Consider the following 17,633-nt stretch of genomic DNA (forward strand, 5'->3'; position numbering starts at 1 on the left):
GGCTACAAGGCGTATAAGGCGATTGGCATGTTTTGGTTTTAGGTAGGAGTACCCGCAATGACTGATCCCACGAATCCTCGTCCGGTCCCGAAGCCCGGCCCAAAGCCGGGGCCCAAGCCAGGCGCCAAGCCTGGGCTGAAGGGAGTGCAGACCGGGGGTGTCAGCATCCCCAAGAACGACCCCGCGAAGTTCGGCCGCGTGGATGCGGACGGCGTGGCATGGCTGAAGACCGCCGACGGCGAGCGCCAGATCGGCGAGTTCAAGGCCGGTACTCCCGAAGAAGGGCTGAAGCACTTCGGCGCCCGCTACGACGACCTCAGCACCGAGGTGCAGATGCTCGAGGCGCGTCTGCAAAGCCACCCGGAACAAGCCCAGACTATTCGCCACGACGCGAAAATTCTGCAGGATTCCCTTCCCACCGCAGCCGTCATCGGCGACATTGCCGCGCTGGATGCCCGCCTAGAAAAAATTTCCCAGCGCACCCAGACCGCCGAGAAGCAGGTCGCGGAGGCGAAGCAGGAGCGCCGCGATTCCGCACTGGCGCAGAAGGAAGAGCTGCTGGGAGAGGTCGAGGGCATCGCCGTGGCCGATCCGTCCACCCTGAACTGGAAGCGCTCCGGCGAGCGCATCCGCGCGATCGTAGAGCAGTGGCGCAGCATCAAGGGCGTGGAGCGCTCCACCGACGACGAGCTGTGGAAGCGTTTCTCTAAGGCTCGCTCCGAGTTCAACCGCAAGCGTCAGGCGCACTTCGACGAGCTGGACCGCAACCGCGAGCGGGCGCGGCTAAAGAAGGAAGATCTGATCGAACAGGCCGAGGCGCTGCAGGATTCCACCGACTGGGGGCCAACCAGCGCCAAGTACCGCGACCTGATGAGCCAGTGGAAGGCCGCAGGCCGCGCCCCGCGCAACGTGGACGACCAGCTATGGGAGCGATTCCGCAAGGCACAGGACGTGTTCTTCGCCGCCCGCAAGGCGGATTCCGCCGAGCGCGACAAGGAGTTCGAATCCAACGCGGAGGCCAAGCAGGCCCTCATCGACGAGTACTCCCCGAAGGTAGATCCGCAGGCGCACGGAGTGGACAAGGCCCGCAAGGTTCTGCACGAGCTGCAGGAAAAGTGGGAACAGATCGGCTTCGTACCGCGCGGCCGCGTGCGTGAATTCGAGGACAAGATCAAGGCCATTGAGGCCCGCGTGGAGGAGGCTGCGGATGCCGAGTGGCGCCGCACCGACCCGGAGGCCCAGGCGCGCGTGGCCCAGTTCCAGGCAAAGGTGGACCAGTTCAACCGCGAGGCCGAGGCCGCGGAGAAGGCGGGTAAGTCCGCGAAGGCGGAGAAGCTACGCGGCCAGGCCGCCCAGTGGCAGGAGTGGGCAAACGCCGCCGCTGCCGCCGTGGAGGGCTAGTCCTCCTCGCTCTCCTGCTGGGGCTCGCTCTCCTTCTTTTCGATCTCGGCCTTGCGCTCGCGGCGGGCCTTCGCGCGGGCGCGGCGGTCATCGACGATCTCCGCATCCTCGCGGTCCTCGATGCCCGTGCGCAGCCGCTGCTGTGCCAGGCGGGATTCCTCGTCGCGGTGGGCCTCCTCGCGGCGCGCTGCCGCCAGCGCCCGCTGCAGGGGATTCTTTTGAAATACAACCGCGGACAGTGCGTAGAAAAGCACCGTTAGACCCACCAGGCTGAACAGCAGCGGGATGGCCGGGCCGTCGCCCGACTCCGTCGGCGGCTGGGTCTGGCGCACCCAAATCGCGAACACGTTGTACCACCAGGCCACACCTGCAAAGGCCCAGTTCACCCACGCCACGATCCATGATTTCGAAACCAGGGTTCCAATGGTCAAAAGGATCGCGATAAGACGCAGCCAGGAGAAAATCATTTCCGGCTTAGCCGTCGCGCCGTCCTGCGCCACCTGGGTGCTAAACAGCACGTCGTAGCCGCGCACGTCGCCCGCGTGCGGCAGGAAGATCATAACGAGGGGAACCAGGAAGCCGAAGACGATCAGCGGCACGTAGCGGCCCAGCACCACGCGCCCGGCTATCTTGCGCTCGGCACCGCTGAGGTCGCCTCGGTACTGCGCCAGCGCGTCGTCTCCGACTTCCTGTTCGGAGCTCTTGGCGCTGCTCTTGGCGCTCTTGCTCTCACTACTCACAGCCGCATCCTCCCGTGCTGCATCCGCCCGCCGCGGTCGGCTCGGGCTTCTTTATGCTCGGCATTCCTAGTCCGACGCCCACAGGCGCCGTAGTCGGAGTCTCTCCCAACTCTGTCATGTCCCCCGCCCGGGTGCGCGTGTGGCTCGCGACTCCGCCGTCGGCGATGAGGAAGTGCGGCGCGGCGTCAGTAATAACAACCTCCACAACGTCACCTGCCCGGATGTCGCCTTCGGGCGTGAAGTGCACGAGGCGGCCGTCGCGGGAACGCCCGGAGCGGCGGTGGGTGCGGTCGTTCTTACGCCCGTCGGCCTGCACCAGCAGTTCCTGCGTGGTGCCGATGAGCTTGCGGTTTTCCTCTTCGCTGATGCGCTCCTGCAGTGCGAGGAGGCGCTCGTAGCGGTCCTGCACGACGGCCTTCGGCACCTGGTTTTCCATCTCCGCGGCCGGAGTGCCGGGTCGCAGAGAATATTGGAACGTGAAGGCGCTGGCGAAGCGGGCCTTCTCCACTACGTCCATGGTCGCCTGGAAGTCCTCCTCAGTTTCACCGGGGAAACCGACGATGATGTCGGTGGTGATCGCCGCGTGCGGGATGCGCTCGCGCACCTTGTCGAGGATCGCCAGGAACTTCTTGGAGCGGTAGGAGCGCTTCATGTCCTTCAGCACCTTGTCCGACCCGGACTGCAGCGGCATGTGCAGCTGCGGGCACACGGCGGGGGTCTCCGCCATCGCGTCGATCACGTCATCGGTGAACTCGGCCGGGTGTGGGCTGGTGAAGCGGAGGCGTTCTAGGCCTTCGATTTCCCCGCAGGCGCGAAGCAGCTTGGAGAATGCGGTGCGGTCGCGCTCGAGGGTTTCGTCGGCGAAGTTCACGCCGTAGGCGTTCACATTCTGCCCGAGCAGCGTCACTTCGCTCACGCCCTGCTCCACCAGCGCTTTGACCTCGGCCAGGATCTCGCCAGGGCGGCGGTCCTGCTCCTTGCCGCGTAGCGAGGGCACGATGCAGAAGGTGCAGGTGTTGTTGCAGCCGACGGATACGGAAACCCAGCCGGCGTAGGCGGATTCACGCTTGGCGGGGAGCACGGAGGGGAACTCCTCGAGCGCGTCGAAGATCTCCACCTCTGCCTTGTGGTTGTGCGCCGAGCGCTCCAGCAGGGTGGGCAGCGAGCCTAGGTTGTGGGTGCCGAAGACCACGTCGACCCAGGGGGCTTTGTCCACCACGGTCTGCTTGTCCTTCTGCGCCATGCATCCGCCCACGGCGATCTGCATGCCGGGGTGCTCGTCCTTGATGGCCTTCATCTGGCCCAGGGTTCCGTAGAGGCGCTTGTCCGCGTTCTCGCGGACGGCGCAGGTGTTAAACACCACGACGTCCGGCGTGGCGCCCTCGTTTGCGGGCACGTACCCGGAGTCTTCCAGCAGGCCGGACAGTCGCTCGGAATCGTGGACGTTCATCTGGCAGCCGAAGGTGCGCACTTCGTAGGTGCGACCGGCGCCAGAGTTCTCGCTCGTTTGCGTCTGAATCGTCTGTGTCACGTGGATTACCCTACCCCTTTGCCCACCGCGTTTAGAAAAGTGAGGTCTTAGCTAGTGACGCCCGCTACAACTCCTCTATTCGCGCGTCCAGCGCGCGGCGAGCATATGCCAGGGCTACGCCTTGCGGAAATCCGCGGCGGGCGGCCACGCCCACTACTCGGCGCAGTGCTTTGTCGTATTCCTTGCGGTCGGCGGGGCGGGTTTTTACGCTGGCTGCCTTCTTGGCTACGAGCTCCTCCAGGATCTGCTCCTGGGATTCCTCGTTCACTTGTGCCAGCGCGTCCTCGATCAGTACTGCGGCGATGCCCTTGCGCTGTAGTTCCCGGCGCAGCACGGCGACGGACTTCTTTTGATTCTTCTCCCGCTGCCGCACCCACTCTTTGGCGAACTCGGCGTCGTCCAGCATCCCGTTTGCCGTGCAGCGGTCGATGACCTCCTCCACGCCCTCGGGCTCGAACTCCGCCTCGAGCAGCCTTTGGCGCAGCTCCTCCGTGGAGCGTGCTCGGTGATTGATCAAGCGCACCGCCTTGGCCTTGATCGGCGCGAGTCTTTCCTCCTCCGCCGCATCCAGGAACAGCTCGCCCTCGCCGGGCGAGTAGTTGGCGATCGCCTGCCGCAGCGCTTCTACCTTCTGGTCGCGCTCGCTTTGCCTAATCGGCATCGTCAGTTGGCATCGTCATCGTCGAAGTTCGGGCTCAGCTCTATGGGCTTGTCCTCGTCCGCCTGATCCTCAGCGGCTTCCCCAGCTGGCTCGTCCTTCATCTTGGCGTAGGGGCCGATCTTCAGTTCGCGGGCGATACGGTCCTCCAGCTCCGCGGACAGGTCCGGGTTGTTCTTGAGGAACTCGCGGGCCTTCTCCTTACCCTGGCCCAGCTGGTCGCCGTCGTAGGTGAACCAGGAACCGGATTTCTTAATCAGGCCGGTCTCCACACCCAGGTCAATGATGGAGCCCTCCCGCGAAATGCCCTCGCCGTAGAGGATGTCGAACTCCGCGATCTTGAACGGCGGCGAGACCTTGTTCTTCACGATCTTCAGGCGGGTTCGGTTGCCCACCACGTCCTGGCCATCCTTCAGCGCCTGGATACGGCGAATATCGCAGCGTACGGAAGCGTAGAACTTCAGCGCCTTACCACCGGTGGTGGTTTCCGGAGAACCGAACATCACGCCGATCTTCTCACGCAGCTGGTTAATGAAGATCGCGGTCGTACCCGTCTGGTACAGCGCGCCGGTCATCTTGCGCAACGCCTGGCTCATCAGACGGGCCTGCAGGCCAACGTGCGAGTCGCCCATTTCGCCGTCGATCTCCGCCTTGGGCGTCAGCGCCGCCACGGAGTCCACCACGATGATGTCGATGGCGCCCGAGCGGATCAGCATGTCCGCGATCTCCAGCGCCTGCTCGCCCGTGTCCGGCTGGGAGACCAGCAGCGCGTCGGTATCCACACCCAGCGCGCGGGCGTACTCCGGGTCCAGCGCGTGCTCCGCATCCACGAAAGCCGCGATGCCGCCGGCACGCTGCGCCTCCGCGATTGCGTGCAGGGCCACGGTGGTCTTACCGGAGGACTCCGGCCCGTAGATCTCCACCACACGACCGCGCGGGAAACCGCCGATGCCCAGCGCCGCGTTAATTGCGATGTTGCCAGAAGAAATCGCCTGGATCGGCGGGCGAGTGTCGTCGCCCAGGCGCATGATCGCACCCTTGCCGAAATCCTTCTCGATCTGCGCCATCGCAAGCTCCAGCGCCTTCGACCGATCCTTCCCCGCCGCGGCGGTCTGCTTCTTCTTCGGTGGCATAGAGTTGCTGCTCCTTACATCTGCTGTGACGTCCGGTGTGTTCAATTCCGGTGTATTCAATATCGTCATCTTCTTCGCACCCCCGATCTCCTTAGACCGGGAGTACTCCGAAAAGGTTCATTGATAGTTGTACTCGACCGCGCGGACAACCATCGTTTCCGACACACACCCTACACGAACCTTTGTTCGATTGTTTAACTGACCATCCCACCAGTCCAGACTGTGGGCGTCAATAAAGAAAAGGCTAGATATCCTCACCCAGGCGACGCTCTTCGGGCACGTCGAAATCATCACACAGCGCCAACCACACATCGCGCGGATCATACCCCTGTTCGATTAGCGCGGCGGGCGTATCCCCTAGCGAACTCAGCACGTGAGTATCCGCAATAAAAGCCCGAAAGCTATCGCCGAACTCGCCCAAAGTCAGCCGATCAAACTCTGTTCTGCGCATGGTCTACAAATGTACACCCCCACCCAAGAGCCTCGCCTTGAACGGTGTTCAAGTTCTGGCTCATCTGGGTTATCATCATACTTATGTCATCCTCAGAAACTACAAAATTTAAGGCGGTAGATCTCGCGTACATCGCTGTCTTCGCAGCACTCATTATCGTCCTCGGCGGCGTGCAGTTGCCTGTCGGCGTGGCCGGCGTGCCTATCGTCCTGCAAAACATGGGCATCGTCCTGGCCTCCCTCATCCTCGGCTTCTGGCGCGGCGGCCTGGCCACTACCCTCTTCATCGCCGTGGGCTTCGTCGGCGTCCCCAACATGGCCGGCTGGAAACCCGCAGCCGCAGCCGTCGCGGGTCCCACCGTCGGTTACATCGTCGGCTACATCATCGCCGCCTTTGTCATCGGCCTGATCGCCCAGTACGCTCCACGCAACGCGAGGGCACGTACCGCCGTGTTCTTCCTCGCGGGCATCGTTGGCGTGATCATCCAATACCTCTGTGGTTCGATCGGCCTGATGGTGCGCCTCGGCTACGACTTCAGCACCGCCCTGGCGGCCAACACCCCATTCATCCCCGGAGACCTCATCAAGGTCACAATCGCCGTCGCCATCGCGCTGACCGTCACCAAGGCAGTGCCAGACCTGCTGCCAACGAAGCGCAAGGCCTAGAACATGCCCCAAATCGAGTTCGAAAACGTGGGCGTCACCTTCGATACCTCAACAGGCCAGCGGACCGTCCTCCGAGACATCAACCTTTCCCTCAACGAACGCCGAATCGGCATCATCGGCGCTAACGGCTCCGGCAAGTCCACCCTGGTGCGTCTCATCAACGGACTCGCCGAACCCACCAGTGGGCAGGTGCGCGTCGCTGGGCTCAATGTAGCCAAACGCGGACGCGAGGTGCGGCGCAAGGTGGGGTTCGTCTTTAGTGACGCCGACAACCAGATCATCATGCCCACGGTCGCCGAGGACGTCGCGTTCTCCCTGCGCACAACCACCAAAAACGGCCGCGAAAGAGAAGAAAGGGCAACCGCCATGCTGCGCGCCATGGGGCTGGAGCACCTCGCGGACGCCTCCCCCCATTTTCTTTCCGGTGGCGAAAAACAACTGCTGGCTCTGGCCTCGGTGCTGGTCGTGGAGCCAGAGCTGGTGATCGCAGATGAGCCCACCACCCTGCTGGACCTCGGCAACCGAAAAATGATCGCCCGCAGGCTGGCGGAGCTACCGCAGCAGCTGATCGTGGTGACTCATGACCTGGAGCTTGTAGAAGGCATGGACCGCGTTCTGTGGATCTCCGATGGCGAGGTACGCGGCGACGGCCCGCCCGACCGCGTGATTGCCGACTACGTGGCGAGCTTCGGCGGGTAGGTAAGTTATGGCAAAGTCCCTGCACATCAACGTTCCGCTGTCGGTGTACCACCCGGGGCAGTCGATTCTGCACCGCGCCCGCCCGGGTCTAAAAATTTTTTTGCTCTTCTTTTTCCTGGTCGGCAGCGCAATCTGGGCGACCGCGCCGTGGCAGTCAGGGGTTGTCGCCGGATTCACCGTCGCGTGCTACGTGGTGGCGCGAATCCCGGTGAGCTTAGCGTTGCGCCAGCTGTTGGCGCCCGCCGTGCTGCTGCTGGCCTTCGCCGCGCTGCTGTGGTGGCAACGGGACTTCCCTACAGCGCTGACCTACTTCGTGGTGATCCTCTCCGCGGTGGCCATGGCAACTCTGCTGACCTTAACGACCACCATCGGACAGCTCATGGACGCTGTCGAGGCCGGCCTGCGGCCCCTGGGCAAAATCGGCCTGCCGGTGGAAACTATCAGCCTGCTGGTGGCACTGACCATCCGCCTGATTCCGCTGACGGCACTGACGGTCAACGAGGTACTGGACGCAAGAAAAGCACGGGGCGCGTCGCGCTCCGTGCTTGCTTTCGGCGTGCCCGTGATTGTTCGCAGCCTTTTGCGAGCCCGTCGCCTCGGAGAGGCGCTGAAGTCCCGCGGAGTCGGTAACTAGCCGGAAAAACTAGCTTTCGCCACGCAGCTGGCGCATGCGCTCGGCCACTGCATCCTGGCTGACGTTGCCCGCCTGCGGCTGGGCCTGCTCGATGGCTTCCTGCTGCTGTGCGCCACCCAACTGGTTGTTCGCACCACCTTGCATCTCCGCACGGATCTGCTCCAGGCGGGAGTGTCCGGCCATCTGGATGCCGGCCTGCTCAACCTCCGCCATGCGACCCTGCACAGAGTTCTGCGCCAGCTCGGCCTGGCCCAGGGCGTTGGCGTAGCGGCGTTCGATCTTCTCGCGCACCTGATCCAGGTTCGGGGAACCATTCGAGGTAACGGCGTTCATGGACTGCAGGGAATCGGCGACCTTCTCCTGCATCTTCGCCTGCTCGAGCTGGCTCAGCAGCTTGGTCCGCTCTGCGGCCTTCTGCTGCAGCTGCATGGAGTTGCGTTCCACGGCCTGCTTGGCTTGCGCGGCCTGCTGCAGGGCCTGGTCGTGCAGGCTCTTCATGTCCTCCACCGACTGTTCCGCCGTCACCAGCTGTGCGGCGAAGGCCTCGGCGGCGTTCTCGTACTCCATGGCCTTCTGCTGGTCACCCTGAGCGCGGGCCTTGTCGGCAAGGTTCAGCGCCTGCTTGGTGTTGGCCTGCAGCTTCTCTACCTCTTCGAGCTGGCGGTTCAGCTTCATCTCCAGCTGACGCTGGTTGCCGATAACAGCCGCTGCCTGCTGGGATAGTGCCTGGTGCTGCTTTTGCGCCTCTGCGATGGCCTGTTCGATCTGAATCTTCGGATCGGCGTTTTCTTCGATCTTGTTGTCGAAGAGCGCCATCAGGTACTTCCATGCCTTCACGAACGGATTGGCCATGAGCTATTGCTCCTTCATTGAGAGGTAAAAACGGGCTAAAAATATTTCTTTTGCGCGGATAATACTACCAAGAATCCTCCGCGCACCCCTGCACTTAGGCTCGTTCGACGGCGCCTGCCGCCATGTTCGCAGCCAGCTCGGCAGCTGCCGCATCCAGAGCCATCATCGACGCAGCTTCCAGGATCACCGAAGCCACCGAGACTGCCATCGCGTGGCACACGCTGGCCAGCAGCTCAGAAGAAACTTCCTTGCGGCCGCGCTCCAGCTCGGACAGATAGCCCGGACTGACATTCGCCAGCGAGGCCAGCTGGCGCAACGTGAACCCGTTATTGGTGCGGTATTCCTTCAGGGTCGCCCCCAGCGCCTCCCGCAGCAGCGGTTCGTCCGCGGGCATCCGCTCGGCCGGACGCTCCACCGCAACCGTATCCATGACCATAGTATTTTGACTCATCAATCATCCCAACGTCTCGGGCGACGAATTTGTTCCCGCCAGTTTACGCGCAAGCCATTTCCAGCGCGCGGTTTACGCTGAACCGGCGGATCTCTGCCCGCAGCTGCGCCGCATCCAGCCCTGCGAACTCGCCTTCGTTAACCAGCCGCGCATACTCTGCGTATAGGTTTTCCACCCGCGCTCCCCGCGCACTGTCGTAGACGGCAATAAAGACCTCTCCCGCCGGGTGCCCATCTTGTGGGTCGGGACCGGCCACGCCCGTCAGCGCCACACCAACGTCTGCCCCGCAGCGCCGCGCCGCTCCCTTTGCCAATTCCGCCGCGGTCTCCGCCGCCACCGGCCCATGCGCGCGCAGGGTTTCCTCGCCCACTCCCGCCAGGTCGTGCTTGAGTTCTGTTGCATAGACAATGACGCCACCGCGTAGGACCGCCGAAGCCCCAGGGACCTCTGCAATCGTGGCCGCGCACAGCCCTGCGGTTAGGGATTCTGCCGTCGCGATCGTCCGCCCCCGCCGGGTGAACTCCCGGACTAGGTGTTCGGCGGCAGGGTTCACCCTCATCTAAGCGTTTTCCTTGCGTGAATCCAGGATGTACTGCACCCCGGTCACTACTGTCTGCACCACGGCCACACCCATCACAATCACCGCGATGGTCTGCACCACCCCGCCGAACGGAAGGATGTAGAGGAACACCGCCAGGGTCTGCAGCACCGTCTTCAGCTTGCCGCCCTTGGAGGCCGGAACGACGTTGCCCTTGCGCGCCAGCACCATACGCCAGACGGTGATGCCCAGTTCGCGGATCACGACTATCGCGGTAACCCACCACGGCAGCTCGCCCAAAAAATTCAGACTGACGAACGCGGAAATCATCAGCGCCTTATCCGCGATTGGATCGGCCAGCTTGCCGAAGTCGGTGATGACCTCGTAGCGCCGGGCCAGATAGCCGTCCAGCTGATCGGTGAACATCAACAGGCTAAAGGCAAGCAGCGCCCACCAGCGGTGAGCCAAATCTGGTTCGGCCCCCGGCACTTCCCAGTCACCGGAGGTCAGAATCAGCCAGAGGAACACCGGGATCAGAGCAATGCGAATGCACGTGAGTACATTCGGCAAGCTCACGCTGTGGACGAAGGTGCCGAACGAAGATCGCGGTGCTGAAGTGTTCACAAGTACCTATCCTACCGTGGAGCTCTTTTCGTTTTCGGCCTGCTTCTTCTTGCCCACCGTCATGCTCAACACAGTGGTTACGACCAGCACGCTGACGATAACGATAAGCGACAGTTCCACGGAAACCTCGGGAACAGCAACCCCCTCGCCTCCGTTGATAAACGGAAGATTGTTCTCGTGCAGAGCGTGGAGAATCAGCTTCGTGCCGATGAAAGCCAGGATAATAAAGAGTCCATAACCCAGGTACACCAAACGTTCCAGCAGGCCGTTCAAGAGGAAGTACAGCTGTCGCAGCCCCATCAGAGCCAGGGCGTTGGTAGTGAACACGATGTACGGCTCGCTGGTAATGCCGTAGATGGCAGGGATGGAATCGAGGGCGAACAGCACGTCCACGAAGCCGATGGCCACCAGGGCGATGAAAAGTGGCGTCAAAACCCTTTTGCCGTTTTCCTTAAACCACAAACGGTCCGACTCGTAGTGATCCGAGACATGGATAAACTTCCGGGTCATCTTGATGACCATCATGTCCTGCGGGTCCTTTTCCTCCTCGCCAGAGACCTCGTCCCACAGCAGCTTCGCCGCGGTCCACAGCAGGAACAGGCCAAACAGGTAGAACACGTCGGACCATGCCTCGATGATCGCCGCACCCAGGGCGATGAAGATACCGCGCAGGATCAGCGCCAGCGCAATACCAATGAGCAGCACCTTCTGCTGGTACTTGCGGGGGATCTTAAAGGAGCTCAAGATCAGCGCGAAGATAAAGAGGTTATCCACACTCAAGGCCTTCTCGGTGATATAACCGGCGAAGAACTCCAGGCCGTGCTGGTGCGGGTTGCCGGGCTCCCCCCAAGTCAGCCAGAGGAAACCACCGAAAAGGCAGGCGAGTGCCACGTAGAACAAGCTCCACAGTGCCGACTCCTTGATACTCGGCTCGTGGGGTGTTTTGACGTGGCTATAGAAATCAAAAACAAAGAACCCGACGACCACCACAATGGTGATGATCCACGTCAAGGCATTTACTTCCATGGAAAACCTCCGGTCGATAAAAACTCATCACTAAATAGACCGGAGGTCTCCCCTGCCCGTTCCATGAAAGTTGCGGGCCGACATGACCGGGAGGTTCGCGGGTACTCCGCAACCTGCCGTGCTGACGATCAATGTCGAGGGCACCAAGCAAGCTTGGCGTTAGGGTACTCCCCTCCAACTGCCGACCACTCTACACCCAGCAGAGGCCGGCTGCGCCATAGGGGCTACACGGCTCCGCTCGGCGGGTTGGCCGCGACCACGCGCGTCCCGTCATCGCCGGAATCATCGCCGTCGTGAACGCCTTCGGCCCCCTCGGCATCTGCCTCTATGACTTCCTTGGGTGCGTCCTCGGGGTTCGCGCCCTTGATCATCCAAAGCATCGTGTCGAGCTCCTCGGGCTTCACCAGCACCTCACGTGCCTTCGACCCCTCGGACGGCCCGACCACTCCGCGGGTCTCCATCAGATCCATCAGGCGCCCGGCCTTGGCGAAGCCGATGCGCAGCTTGCGCTGCAGCATGGAGGTAGAGCCGAACTGGCTGGTGACCACCAACTCCACTGCCTGCAGTAGATCCTCCAGGTCGTTGCCGATGTCCGGGTCGATGTCCTTCTTCGCCTCGGCGGCCTTGTCCTCGGTGACACCCTCGGTGTAGTCGGGCTCGGCCTGGTCCTTGGCGGCTTCCACGACGGCGTTGATCTCCTCGTCCGTCACGAAGGCGCCCTGAATGCGCTGCGGCTTGCCCGCACCCTGCGGGATGAACAGACCATCGCCCATGCCGATCAGCTTCTCCGCGCCGCCCTGGTCCAGGATCACGCGGGAGTCGGTCGAGGAGCTGGTGGCGAAGGCAAGACGGGAAGGAACGTTCGTCTTGATCAGGCCGGTGACCACGTCCACCGACGGGCGCTGCGTTGCCAGCACCAGGTGGATACCGGCGGCGCGCGCCTTCTGGGTGATGCGCACAATCGAGTCCTCGATCTCGCGCGGGGCGGTCATCATCAGGTCGGCCAGCTCGTCGACCACGCACACGATGTACGGGTACGGGCGGTACTCGCGCTCCGAGCCCAGTGGGGTTGTGATCTCGCCGGACTTAACCTTGCGGTTGAAGTCCTTGATGTGGCGTACGCGGCTGGCCTTCATGTCCATGTAGCGCTGCTCCATCTCCTCCACTAGCCAGGTCAGGGCGGCGGCCGCCTTCTTCGGCTGGGTGATGATGGGCGTAATCAGGTGCGGGATGCCCTCGTAGGGGGTCAGCTCCACCATCTTCGGATCCACCAGGATCAGGCGTACCTCGTCCGGCGTGGCGCGGGTCAGCAGCGATACCAGCATGGAGTTCACGAAGGCAGACTTACCGGAGCCAGTGGAACCCGCCACCAGCAGGTGCGGCATCTTCTGAATCGAGTGGGCCACGAAGTCGCCCTCGATGTCCTTGCCCAGGCCGATGACCATCGGGTCGGCATCACCGCGCACCTTCGGCGCCTCCAACACGTCGCCGAGGCGCACCATTTCGCGGTCGGTGTTGGGCACCTCAATGCCCACTGCGGACTTGCCCGGGATCGGGGTCAGCAGGCGCACGTTGTCGGTGGCCACCGCGTAAGCCAGGTTGGACTGCAGGTTCGTGATCTTGGAGACCTTCACGCCTGGTCCGAGCTCGACCTCGTAGCGGGTCACTGTCGGTCCGCGGCTAAAGCCCGTCACCTGCGCGTCGACGTTGAACTCCTCGAACACCTCGGTGATCGCCTCGATCATCCGGTCGTTCGTTTCGCTGCGGGTCTTCGGCGCATCGCCGTTGAGCAGCAGGTCCGTCGACGGCAGCGCGTAGTCGCTTTCTGCCTTCTTTTCTATGACGCCCTCAGCCACGTCCTCTTCCAGCTCCGACTTCGGCGTGGAGGCTGGAACCGCGGCAGCGTCAATCCCCGAGCGGGCGATGATGGCCTGTCGCACCGAGTCACGGGAGTCGGCTACGGGATCCCGCTTGGGCTCAGGCTTGGATTCTGCCTTGGGCTCCGGCTCGTCATCGTCCAGCAACTCTGCGACGTCCTCTACCTGTGGTGCAGGCTTCGGCTGGGTGCGCTTAGACTCCGGGCGCTTTGGCTGGGTGTGCTTCGGCTGAGTGCGCTTGCGACGCTGCGATGTGCGGGAGGGCGCAGTGTCGAGCACCAGGGTCTCGTTGGAGTCAGCCGCGTCGTCTACGTCGCTCCCCTGTTCCTCCACCGGGTAGTTGTCCATCGGCGTCCGGCGGGCGGCGCGGGTGATCTGACGATCGACGTGGCCGTACTGATCGTCCTCGTCAACGTCGTTGGGTTGGTCTTCGTAGTCGGCGTAATCATCGTTACCGCGACCATCGCGCCAACTGCCCACCCCCAGGAAGTCCGCTGCGAGGGTGTAAATCTGCTTCACCGTCAGCCCTGTGAGCTGCAGTGCGCCGTACACAATGGCCAGCAGTAGCAGAGGAACGGCCAGGTAGACACTAAAGCCAACGGCCATCGGCGTACCGATAGCCTGGCCGACCAGGCCACCCGCGCTCGCCTTTCCGGCACTGTCAGTGGGCTGGCCAGCGAAGATATGAATGAGCCCCAGCATCGGCAGGACCACCAGCGCGGAACCGATCCACAGGCGGACGGTGGAACGCTGAGTGCGCTCGATGCCGACCATCAACACCCAGGCGGCGAAGGCCATGGCGATCGGGACTACGTATCCGCCCGCGCCGATGATCCAGGTGAGAATTCCCGCAATGCCGTTGCCCACGGCACCGCCCACCCCAAACCACAGGGTTCCAGCCAGGATTAGGGCTACGGCGAACACGCCGATGGCGGCGCCGTCGTAGGAGCCGCCGATGCGCATCGGTCCTGCACTTTCGCTGGGGTCTTGAGCGCTGAAGTCGGCGTCAAAACCATCGTCCTCAGTGTCCGGCGTCCAACCGTCACCAGCGCGCGAACCACGACCCGAATCAAGCTTCTTTGCTTGACTATTGCGCGAATTCCGCTGCTTACCCCGCTTGGAGATCACCTGGGTTTCCGCCTCCTCAAGAAAATCTGCATCGTCATAAGAGTCAAAGTCACCCGCATCGCCGCGGGTCGCCAGGCGGCGAGTCAAGCCACCGATGCCCCGCGCCGCTCCGCTAAACGCAGACCTCAGCGAGTGGCCGACCACGCCGAAGGCGCTACCGGTCCTCTCGAAGTCCTCGCCCCCGGCATAGCCAGAATAACCGGCACCGACCGGGGCGGCGGACCGAGTATCTTCGAACACACCACGACGGCCGGAGCTCGGTCGGTTGGAGTGTGCGCCCCTACCTCGGGGTGCAGAGCTGCGAGAGCGACTAGTGACAGACATGGCCAACACTTTAGTCGCACTGATCACAGTAGTCACATGAGCAACACGCGCTTTGTTCTAAAAAGATGCTCAGATTCGGCGGGAGAAATTCTAGAACACGTGCCGCTTGATGCGCGCGGTCGTGCCCTCATCGGCCGGTGTCAAAACAACGTCCACCGCGCCGTCACGGCCATACAGCCACAGCAACAGTTCTCCGGCCTCACCACTTACCCGCACCTCGTCGGTGCTATCGGCGCCCGCACGAACCACCGTCGGCGTGGCGGCGTCGGTACGCTCCAGCACCACGTGAATGCTCGAGGAACGCAGGAAGAACTTCGCCATCTTCCCCACCGCCTTCCACAGGTCATCCCGGGCGGACTGCGGAAGGTCGCGGGGAGCGTACTCCCCTCCCCCACGGCGCAGATCCTCGTGGTGAACGAAGTTCTCAGCGAGGTTGGCGTACTTGTCCGCCAGTCGCAATGGGTTCCACGTCGGCGGGCCGTTGCGGTACATCTCCACCAGCTCTGCGTACGGCTTGGACTCGTAGTCGTGGCTGACGGAATCCAGACGATTGGCCAAGCCCTTGAAGAACATGCCCGCGGCGGCATCCGGACGGTACTCGCGGATGACGAGGTGGACCGCCAAATCGCGAGCAGTCCAGCCCGCGCACAACGTAGGTGCGTCTGGACTGGACTGCTGTAGAAGGTTCGCCAGGGCTTCGCGTTCCGCTTGGGAGGTGTTCATGTTGTGTTCCATGCCACCCCAGCGTAGCGAAACCTTAGGCTATACGGATTCGCGCGCCTCTTCTTCCTCGAGTTCCTCGACGATCTCGGAGCTCATCGGCACAACGGTAGGCACGATCATCGGCTTGCGGTTCCACTTGTCGGAGATCAGCTTGCCCACCTTGCGGCGGATGGCCTGTGCCATGCGGTAGGGATCGTTCTCGCCCTCGCCGGCCAGGTCGATCATGACGTTGTCGACCTTCTCCTGGATCTCCTTGAGCATGTCGCGGGCGTCGTCGGAGAAGCCCTTGGCCTGCACGCTCGGGGCCTCCAGCGGACGGCCGGTGCGGTTGTCGATGACGGTGGTGATCGAAATCAGGCCGCCCTCGGACATCGCGGTGCGGTCCTCCAGGACTCCGCTGTCGATGTCGCCCATACGGGTGCCGTCGACGTACAGGTTACCGACGGTGATCTGGCCGACCACCTTCGCGTGACCATTGTGCAGGTCGACAACCACGCCGTTCTGCGCCAGCGGAATGTTGTTCGGGTTCACACCGGTGCTGATCGCCAGCTCCTTGTTGGCGCGCAGGTGGCGCCACTCGCCGTGCACCGGCATCGCGTTGCGCGGGCGGGCGGCGTTGTATAGGAACAGCAGTTCGCCGGCGTAGCCGTGGCCGGAGGTGTGTACCTTCGCGTCACGGCCCGTGATCACGGTCGCGCCTATCTGGGACAGCATGTTGATCACGCCGAACACTGCTTCCTCGTTACCCGGAACCAGGGAGGAGGACAGGATGATCAGGTCGCCGTCGCGGACGGTGATCTGACGGTGCTCGCGGCGGGCCATGCGCGACAGTGCCGCCATCGGCTCGCCCTGTGTACCGGTGGTAATCAGCACGACCTTGTGCGGAGCCATCTTGGAGGCCTCGTCCATAGAGACGATGGTGCCGCGCGGGACGTTCAGGTAGCCCATGCGCTCGGCGATCTCCATATTGCGGATCATGGAACGGCCGTTGAAGGCAACCTTGCGGTTGGCCGCCACGGCGGCGTCCACAGCCGACTGCACGCGGGAGACGTTCGATGCGAAGGAGGCGATGATGACGCGCTGCTTAGCGTCGCGCACCAGGCGCTTCAGCGTCGGCGCGATATCAGCCTCAGAGCCGGAGACGCCCGGGGTGGTGGCATTGGTGGAGTCACACAGGAACAGGTCCACGCCCTCGTCGCCGAAACGAGACAGCGCCGGCAGATCCGTCGGGCGGCCGTCCAGCGGGGTCTGATCCAGCTTAATATCGCCGGTTTGCACCAGCAGGCCAGCCCCGGTCTTCAGGGCGATGCCCAGGCAGTCCGGGATGGAGTGGTTCACGGCGAAAAAGCGCAGATCGAAAGGTCCGCGGCTTTCGTGCGAGTTCTCGTCCACCTCGATCAGCTTCGGGCGCTGACGGTGCTCCTGAGTCTTCGCAGAGATCAGAGCACAGGTAAAGCGGGAGGCGATGATCGGAATATCCGCGCGCTGCTTCAGCAGCCACGGAATGGCACCGATGTGGTCCTCGTGGCCGTGGGTGATGACCAGCGCTTCCACGCGGTCCCACTTATCGTCCAGGTAGCTGAAGTCCGGCAGGATCAGATCCACGCCCGGCTCACCAGAGCTCGGGAACAGCACACCACAGTCGATGATCAGCAGGCGGCCTTCGTACTCGAAGACCGTCATGTTGCGGCCGATCTCGGAGATACCGCCCAGCGCGACGATACGCAGGCTGCCCTTCGGCTGCTTCGGCGGCTTCGGCAGGCGCTGCGTCAGGTCCGCGCCCTGCATGGCCTTCAGTGCGCCCTTGCGACGGTCACCACCGCGACCCCGGCCACGACCCTTGCCGCCGCCGTTGTTGTTGCGATTACCGCCGTTGTTGCCACCGTTGTTGCCGCCGTTGTTGCCGTTGCCGCGGCCACGGCCACGGGAACGACGGTTACGGTTGCGGTTACCGCCACCGTTGTTGTTCTTGTTGCCGCCGTTGTCGGCAGAGCTGTTGTTGTCGTTGCCGTCGGAGTTGTTGTTGGCGTTGTTCTTAGCGACGCCACCGTCGTTGAAAACCGTCGCAGCCTCAGCGTTGGAGACAGCGGTGTTATCCGATTGTGCTTCCGCCTCAGCGCTCGGCGGAGCGGCCTTCCGAGTAACCTTGCGGCCTCGGGAACGTTGTTCAGTCATATT

At 63.1% G+C, this 17,633-nt stretch carries 17 protein-coding genes; 4 read left to right on the forward strand and 13 right to left on the reverse strand.

Annotated features, from left to right (window positions below):
• Positions 1 to 57 precede the first annotated feature (57 nt).
• Positions 58 to 1,401 carry a DUF349 domain-containing protein gene (locus tag HMPREF3166_RS03155; protein ID WP_070487610.1) on the forward strand — a complete coding sequence of 448 codons (1,344 nt, stop codon included), beginning with the start codon at positions 58 to 60 and terminating at the stop codon, positions 1,399 to 1,401.
• On the opposite strand, the gene HMPREF3166_RS03160 is transcribed toward HMPREF3166_RS03155, so the two are convergent.
• From HMPREF3166_RS03160 to HMPREF3166_RS03180, 5 genes are all read right to left on the reverse strand, one after another.
• Positions 1,398 to 2,141, reverse strand: a complete 744-nt coding sequence (locus HMPREF3166_RS03160) for an Rv2732c family membrane protein (protein ID WP_070487612.1) — start codon at positions 2,139 to 2,141, stop codon at positions 1,398 to 1,400. The two genes, HMPREF3166_RS03155 and HMPREF3166_RS03160, sit on opposite strands and share 4 nt — an antisense overlap.
• Complete coding sequence (gene miaB, locus HMPREF3166_RS03165; protein WP_070487614.1) at positions 2,134 to 3,672, reverse strand: tRNA (N6-isopentenyl adenosine(37)-C2)-methylthiotransferase MiaB; 1,539 nt, start codon at positions 3,670 to 3,672, stop codon at positions 2,134 to 2,136. Before miaB ends, HMPREF3166_RS03160 begins: the two co-directional genes overlap by 8 nt.
• A gap of 64 nt (positions 3,673 to 3,736) precedes the next feature.
• The gene (gene recX / locus HMPREF3166_RS03170) at positions 3,737 to 4,333 is read right to left on the reverse strand and encodes a recombination regulator RecX (RefSeq protein ID WP_070487616.1); all 597 of its coding nucleotides are present in this window, start codon (positions 4,331 to 4,333) and stop codon (positions 3,737 to 3,739) included.
• A 2-nt stretch (positions 4,334 to 4,335) separates the two neighbouring features.
• The gene (gene recA / locus HMPREF3166_RS03175; protein WP_070487618.1) at positions 4,336 to 5,463 is read right to left on the reverse strand and encodes a recombinase RecA; all 1,128 of its coding nucleotides are present in this window, start codon (positions 5,461 to 5,463) and stop codon (positions 4,336 to 4,338) included.
• Between the two features lie 244 nt (positions 5,464 to 5,707).
• Positions 5,708 to 5,914 (reverse strand): DUF3046 domain-containing protein, encoded by a 207-nt coding sequence (locus HMPREF3166_RS03180; RefSeq protein ID WP_035003702.1) that lies wholly within the window; start codon positions 5,912 to 5,914, stop codon positions 5,708 to 5,710.
• 83 nt (positions 5,915 to 5,997) lie between these two features.
• On the opposite strand from HMPREF3166_RS03180, the gene HMPREF3166_RS03185 reads away from it, so the two are divergent.
• Genes HMPREF3166_RS03185 through HMPREF3166_RS03195 form a run of 3 tightly spaced genes read left to right on the forward strand, consistent with a single transcriptional unit; the run spans position 5,998 to position 7,912 of the window.
• Positions 5,998 to 6,579: a biotin transporter BioY gene (locus HMPREF3166_RS03185; protein WP_206540416.1), complete on the forward strand. Its 582-nt coding sequence runs from the start codon at positions 5,998 to 6,000 to the stop codon at positions 6,577 to 6,579.
• A gap of 3 nt (positions 6,580 to 6,582) precedes the next feature.
• The gene (locus tag HMPREF3166_RS03190; RefSeq protein ID WP_070487620.1) at positions 6,583 to 7,278 is read left to right on the forward strand and encodes an energy-coupling factor ABC transporter ATP-binding protein; all 696 of its coding nucleotides are present in this window, start codon (positions 6,583 to 6,585) and stop codon (positions 7,276 to 7,278) included.
• Between the two features lie 7 nt (positions 7,279 to 7,285).
• Entirely contained in the window at positions 7,286 to 7,912 is a 627-nt protein-coding gene (locus tag HMPREF3166_RS03195; RefSeq protein ID WP_070487623.1) for a CbiQ family ECF transporter T component, read from the forward strand.
• Between the two features lie 9 nt (positions 7,913 to 7,921).
• Here the strand turns inward: HMPREF3166_RS03195 and HMPREF3166_RS03200 are convergent, their stop codons facing one another.
• The 8 genes from HMPREF3166_RS03200 to HMPREF3166_RS03235 all read right to left on the reverse strand — a co-directional run bounded on the left by HMPREF3166_RS03200 (position 7,922) and on the right by HMPREF3166_RS03235 (position 17,630).
• Complete coding sequence (locus tag HMPREF3166_RS03200; RefSeq protein WP_034987728.1) at positions 7,922 to 8,764, reverse strand: PspA/IM30 family protein; 843 nt, start codon at positions 8,762 to 8,764, stop codon at positions 7,922 to 7,924.
• Positions 8,765 to 8,858: 94 nt separating this feature from the next.
• The gene (locus HMPREF3166_RS03205) at positions 8,859 to 9,200 is read right to left on the reverse strand and encodes a helix-turn-helix domain-containing protein (protein WP_034987723.1); all 342 of its coding nucleotides are present in this window, start codon (positions 9,198 to 9,200) and stop codon (positions 8,859 to 8,861) included.
• 58 nt (positions 9,201 to 9,258) lie between these two features.
• On the reverse strand, positions 9,259 to 9,774 hold the full coding sequence (locus HMPREF3166_RS03210; protein ID WP_049050480.1) for a CinA family protein: 516 nt from the start codon (positions 9,772 to 9,774) through the stop codon (positions 9,259 to 9,261).
• Entirely contained in the window at positions 9,775 to 10,377 is a 603-nt protein-coding gene (pgsA, locus tag HMPREF3166_RS03215) for a CDP-diacylglycerol--glycerol-3-phosphate 3-phosphatidyltransferase (RefSeq protein ID WP_049050479.1), read from the reverse strand.
• 6 nt (positions 10,378 to 10,383) lie between these two features.
• Positions 10,384 to 11,403, reverse strand: a complete 1,020-nt coding sequence (locus HMPREF3166_RS03220; protein ID WP_049050478.1) for a TerC family protein — start codon at positions 11,401 to 11,403, stop codon at positions 10,384 to 10,386.
• A 224-nt stretch (positions 11,404 to 11,627) separates the two neighbouring features.
• Positions 11,628 to 14,732 carry a DNA translocase FtsK gene (locus HMPREF3166_RS03225; protein WP_083293799.1) on the reverse strand — a complete coding sequence of 1,035 codons (3,105 nt, stop codon included), beginning with the start codon at positions 14,730 to 14,732 and terminating at the stop codon, positions 11,628 to 11,630.
• Between the two features lie 90 nt (positions 14,733 to 14,822).
• Entirely contained in the window at positions 14,823 to 15,467 is a 645-nt protein-coding gene (locus tag HMPREF3166_RS03230; RefSeq protein WP_035003695.1) for a TIGR03085 family metal-binding protein, read from the reverse strand.
• 27 nt (positions 15,468 to 15,494) lie between these two features.
• Positions 15,495 to 17,630, reverse strand: a complete 2,136-nt coding sequence (locus HMPREF3166_RS03235) for a ribonuclease J (RefSeq protein ID WP_070487625.1) — start codon at positions 17,628 to 17,630, stop codon at positions 15,495 to 15,497.
• Positions 17,631 to 17,633: the final 3 nt, after the last annotated feature.

The sequence above is a fragment of the Corynebacterium sp. HMSC08A12 genome (genome assembly GCF_001807485.1).
GTDB lineage: Bacteria > Actinomycetota > Actinomycetes > Mycobacteriales > Mycobacteriaceae > Corynebacterium > Corynebacterium evansiae.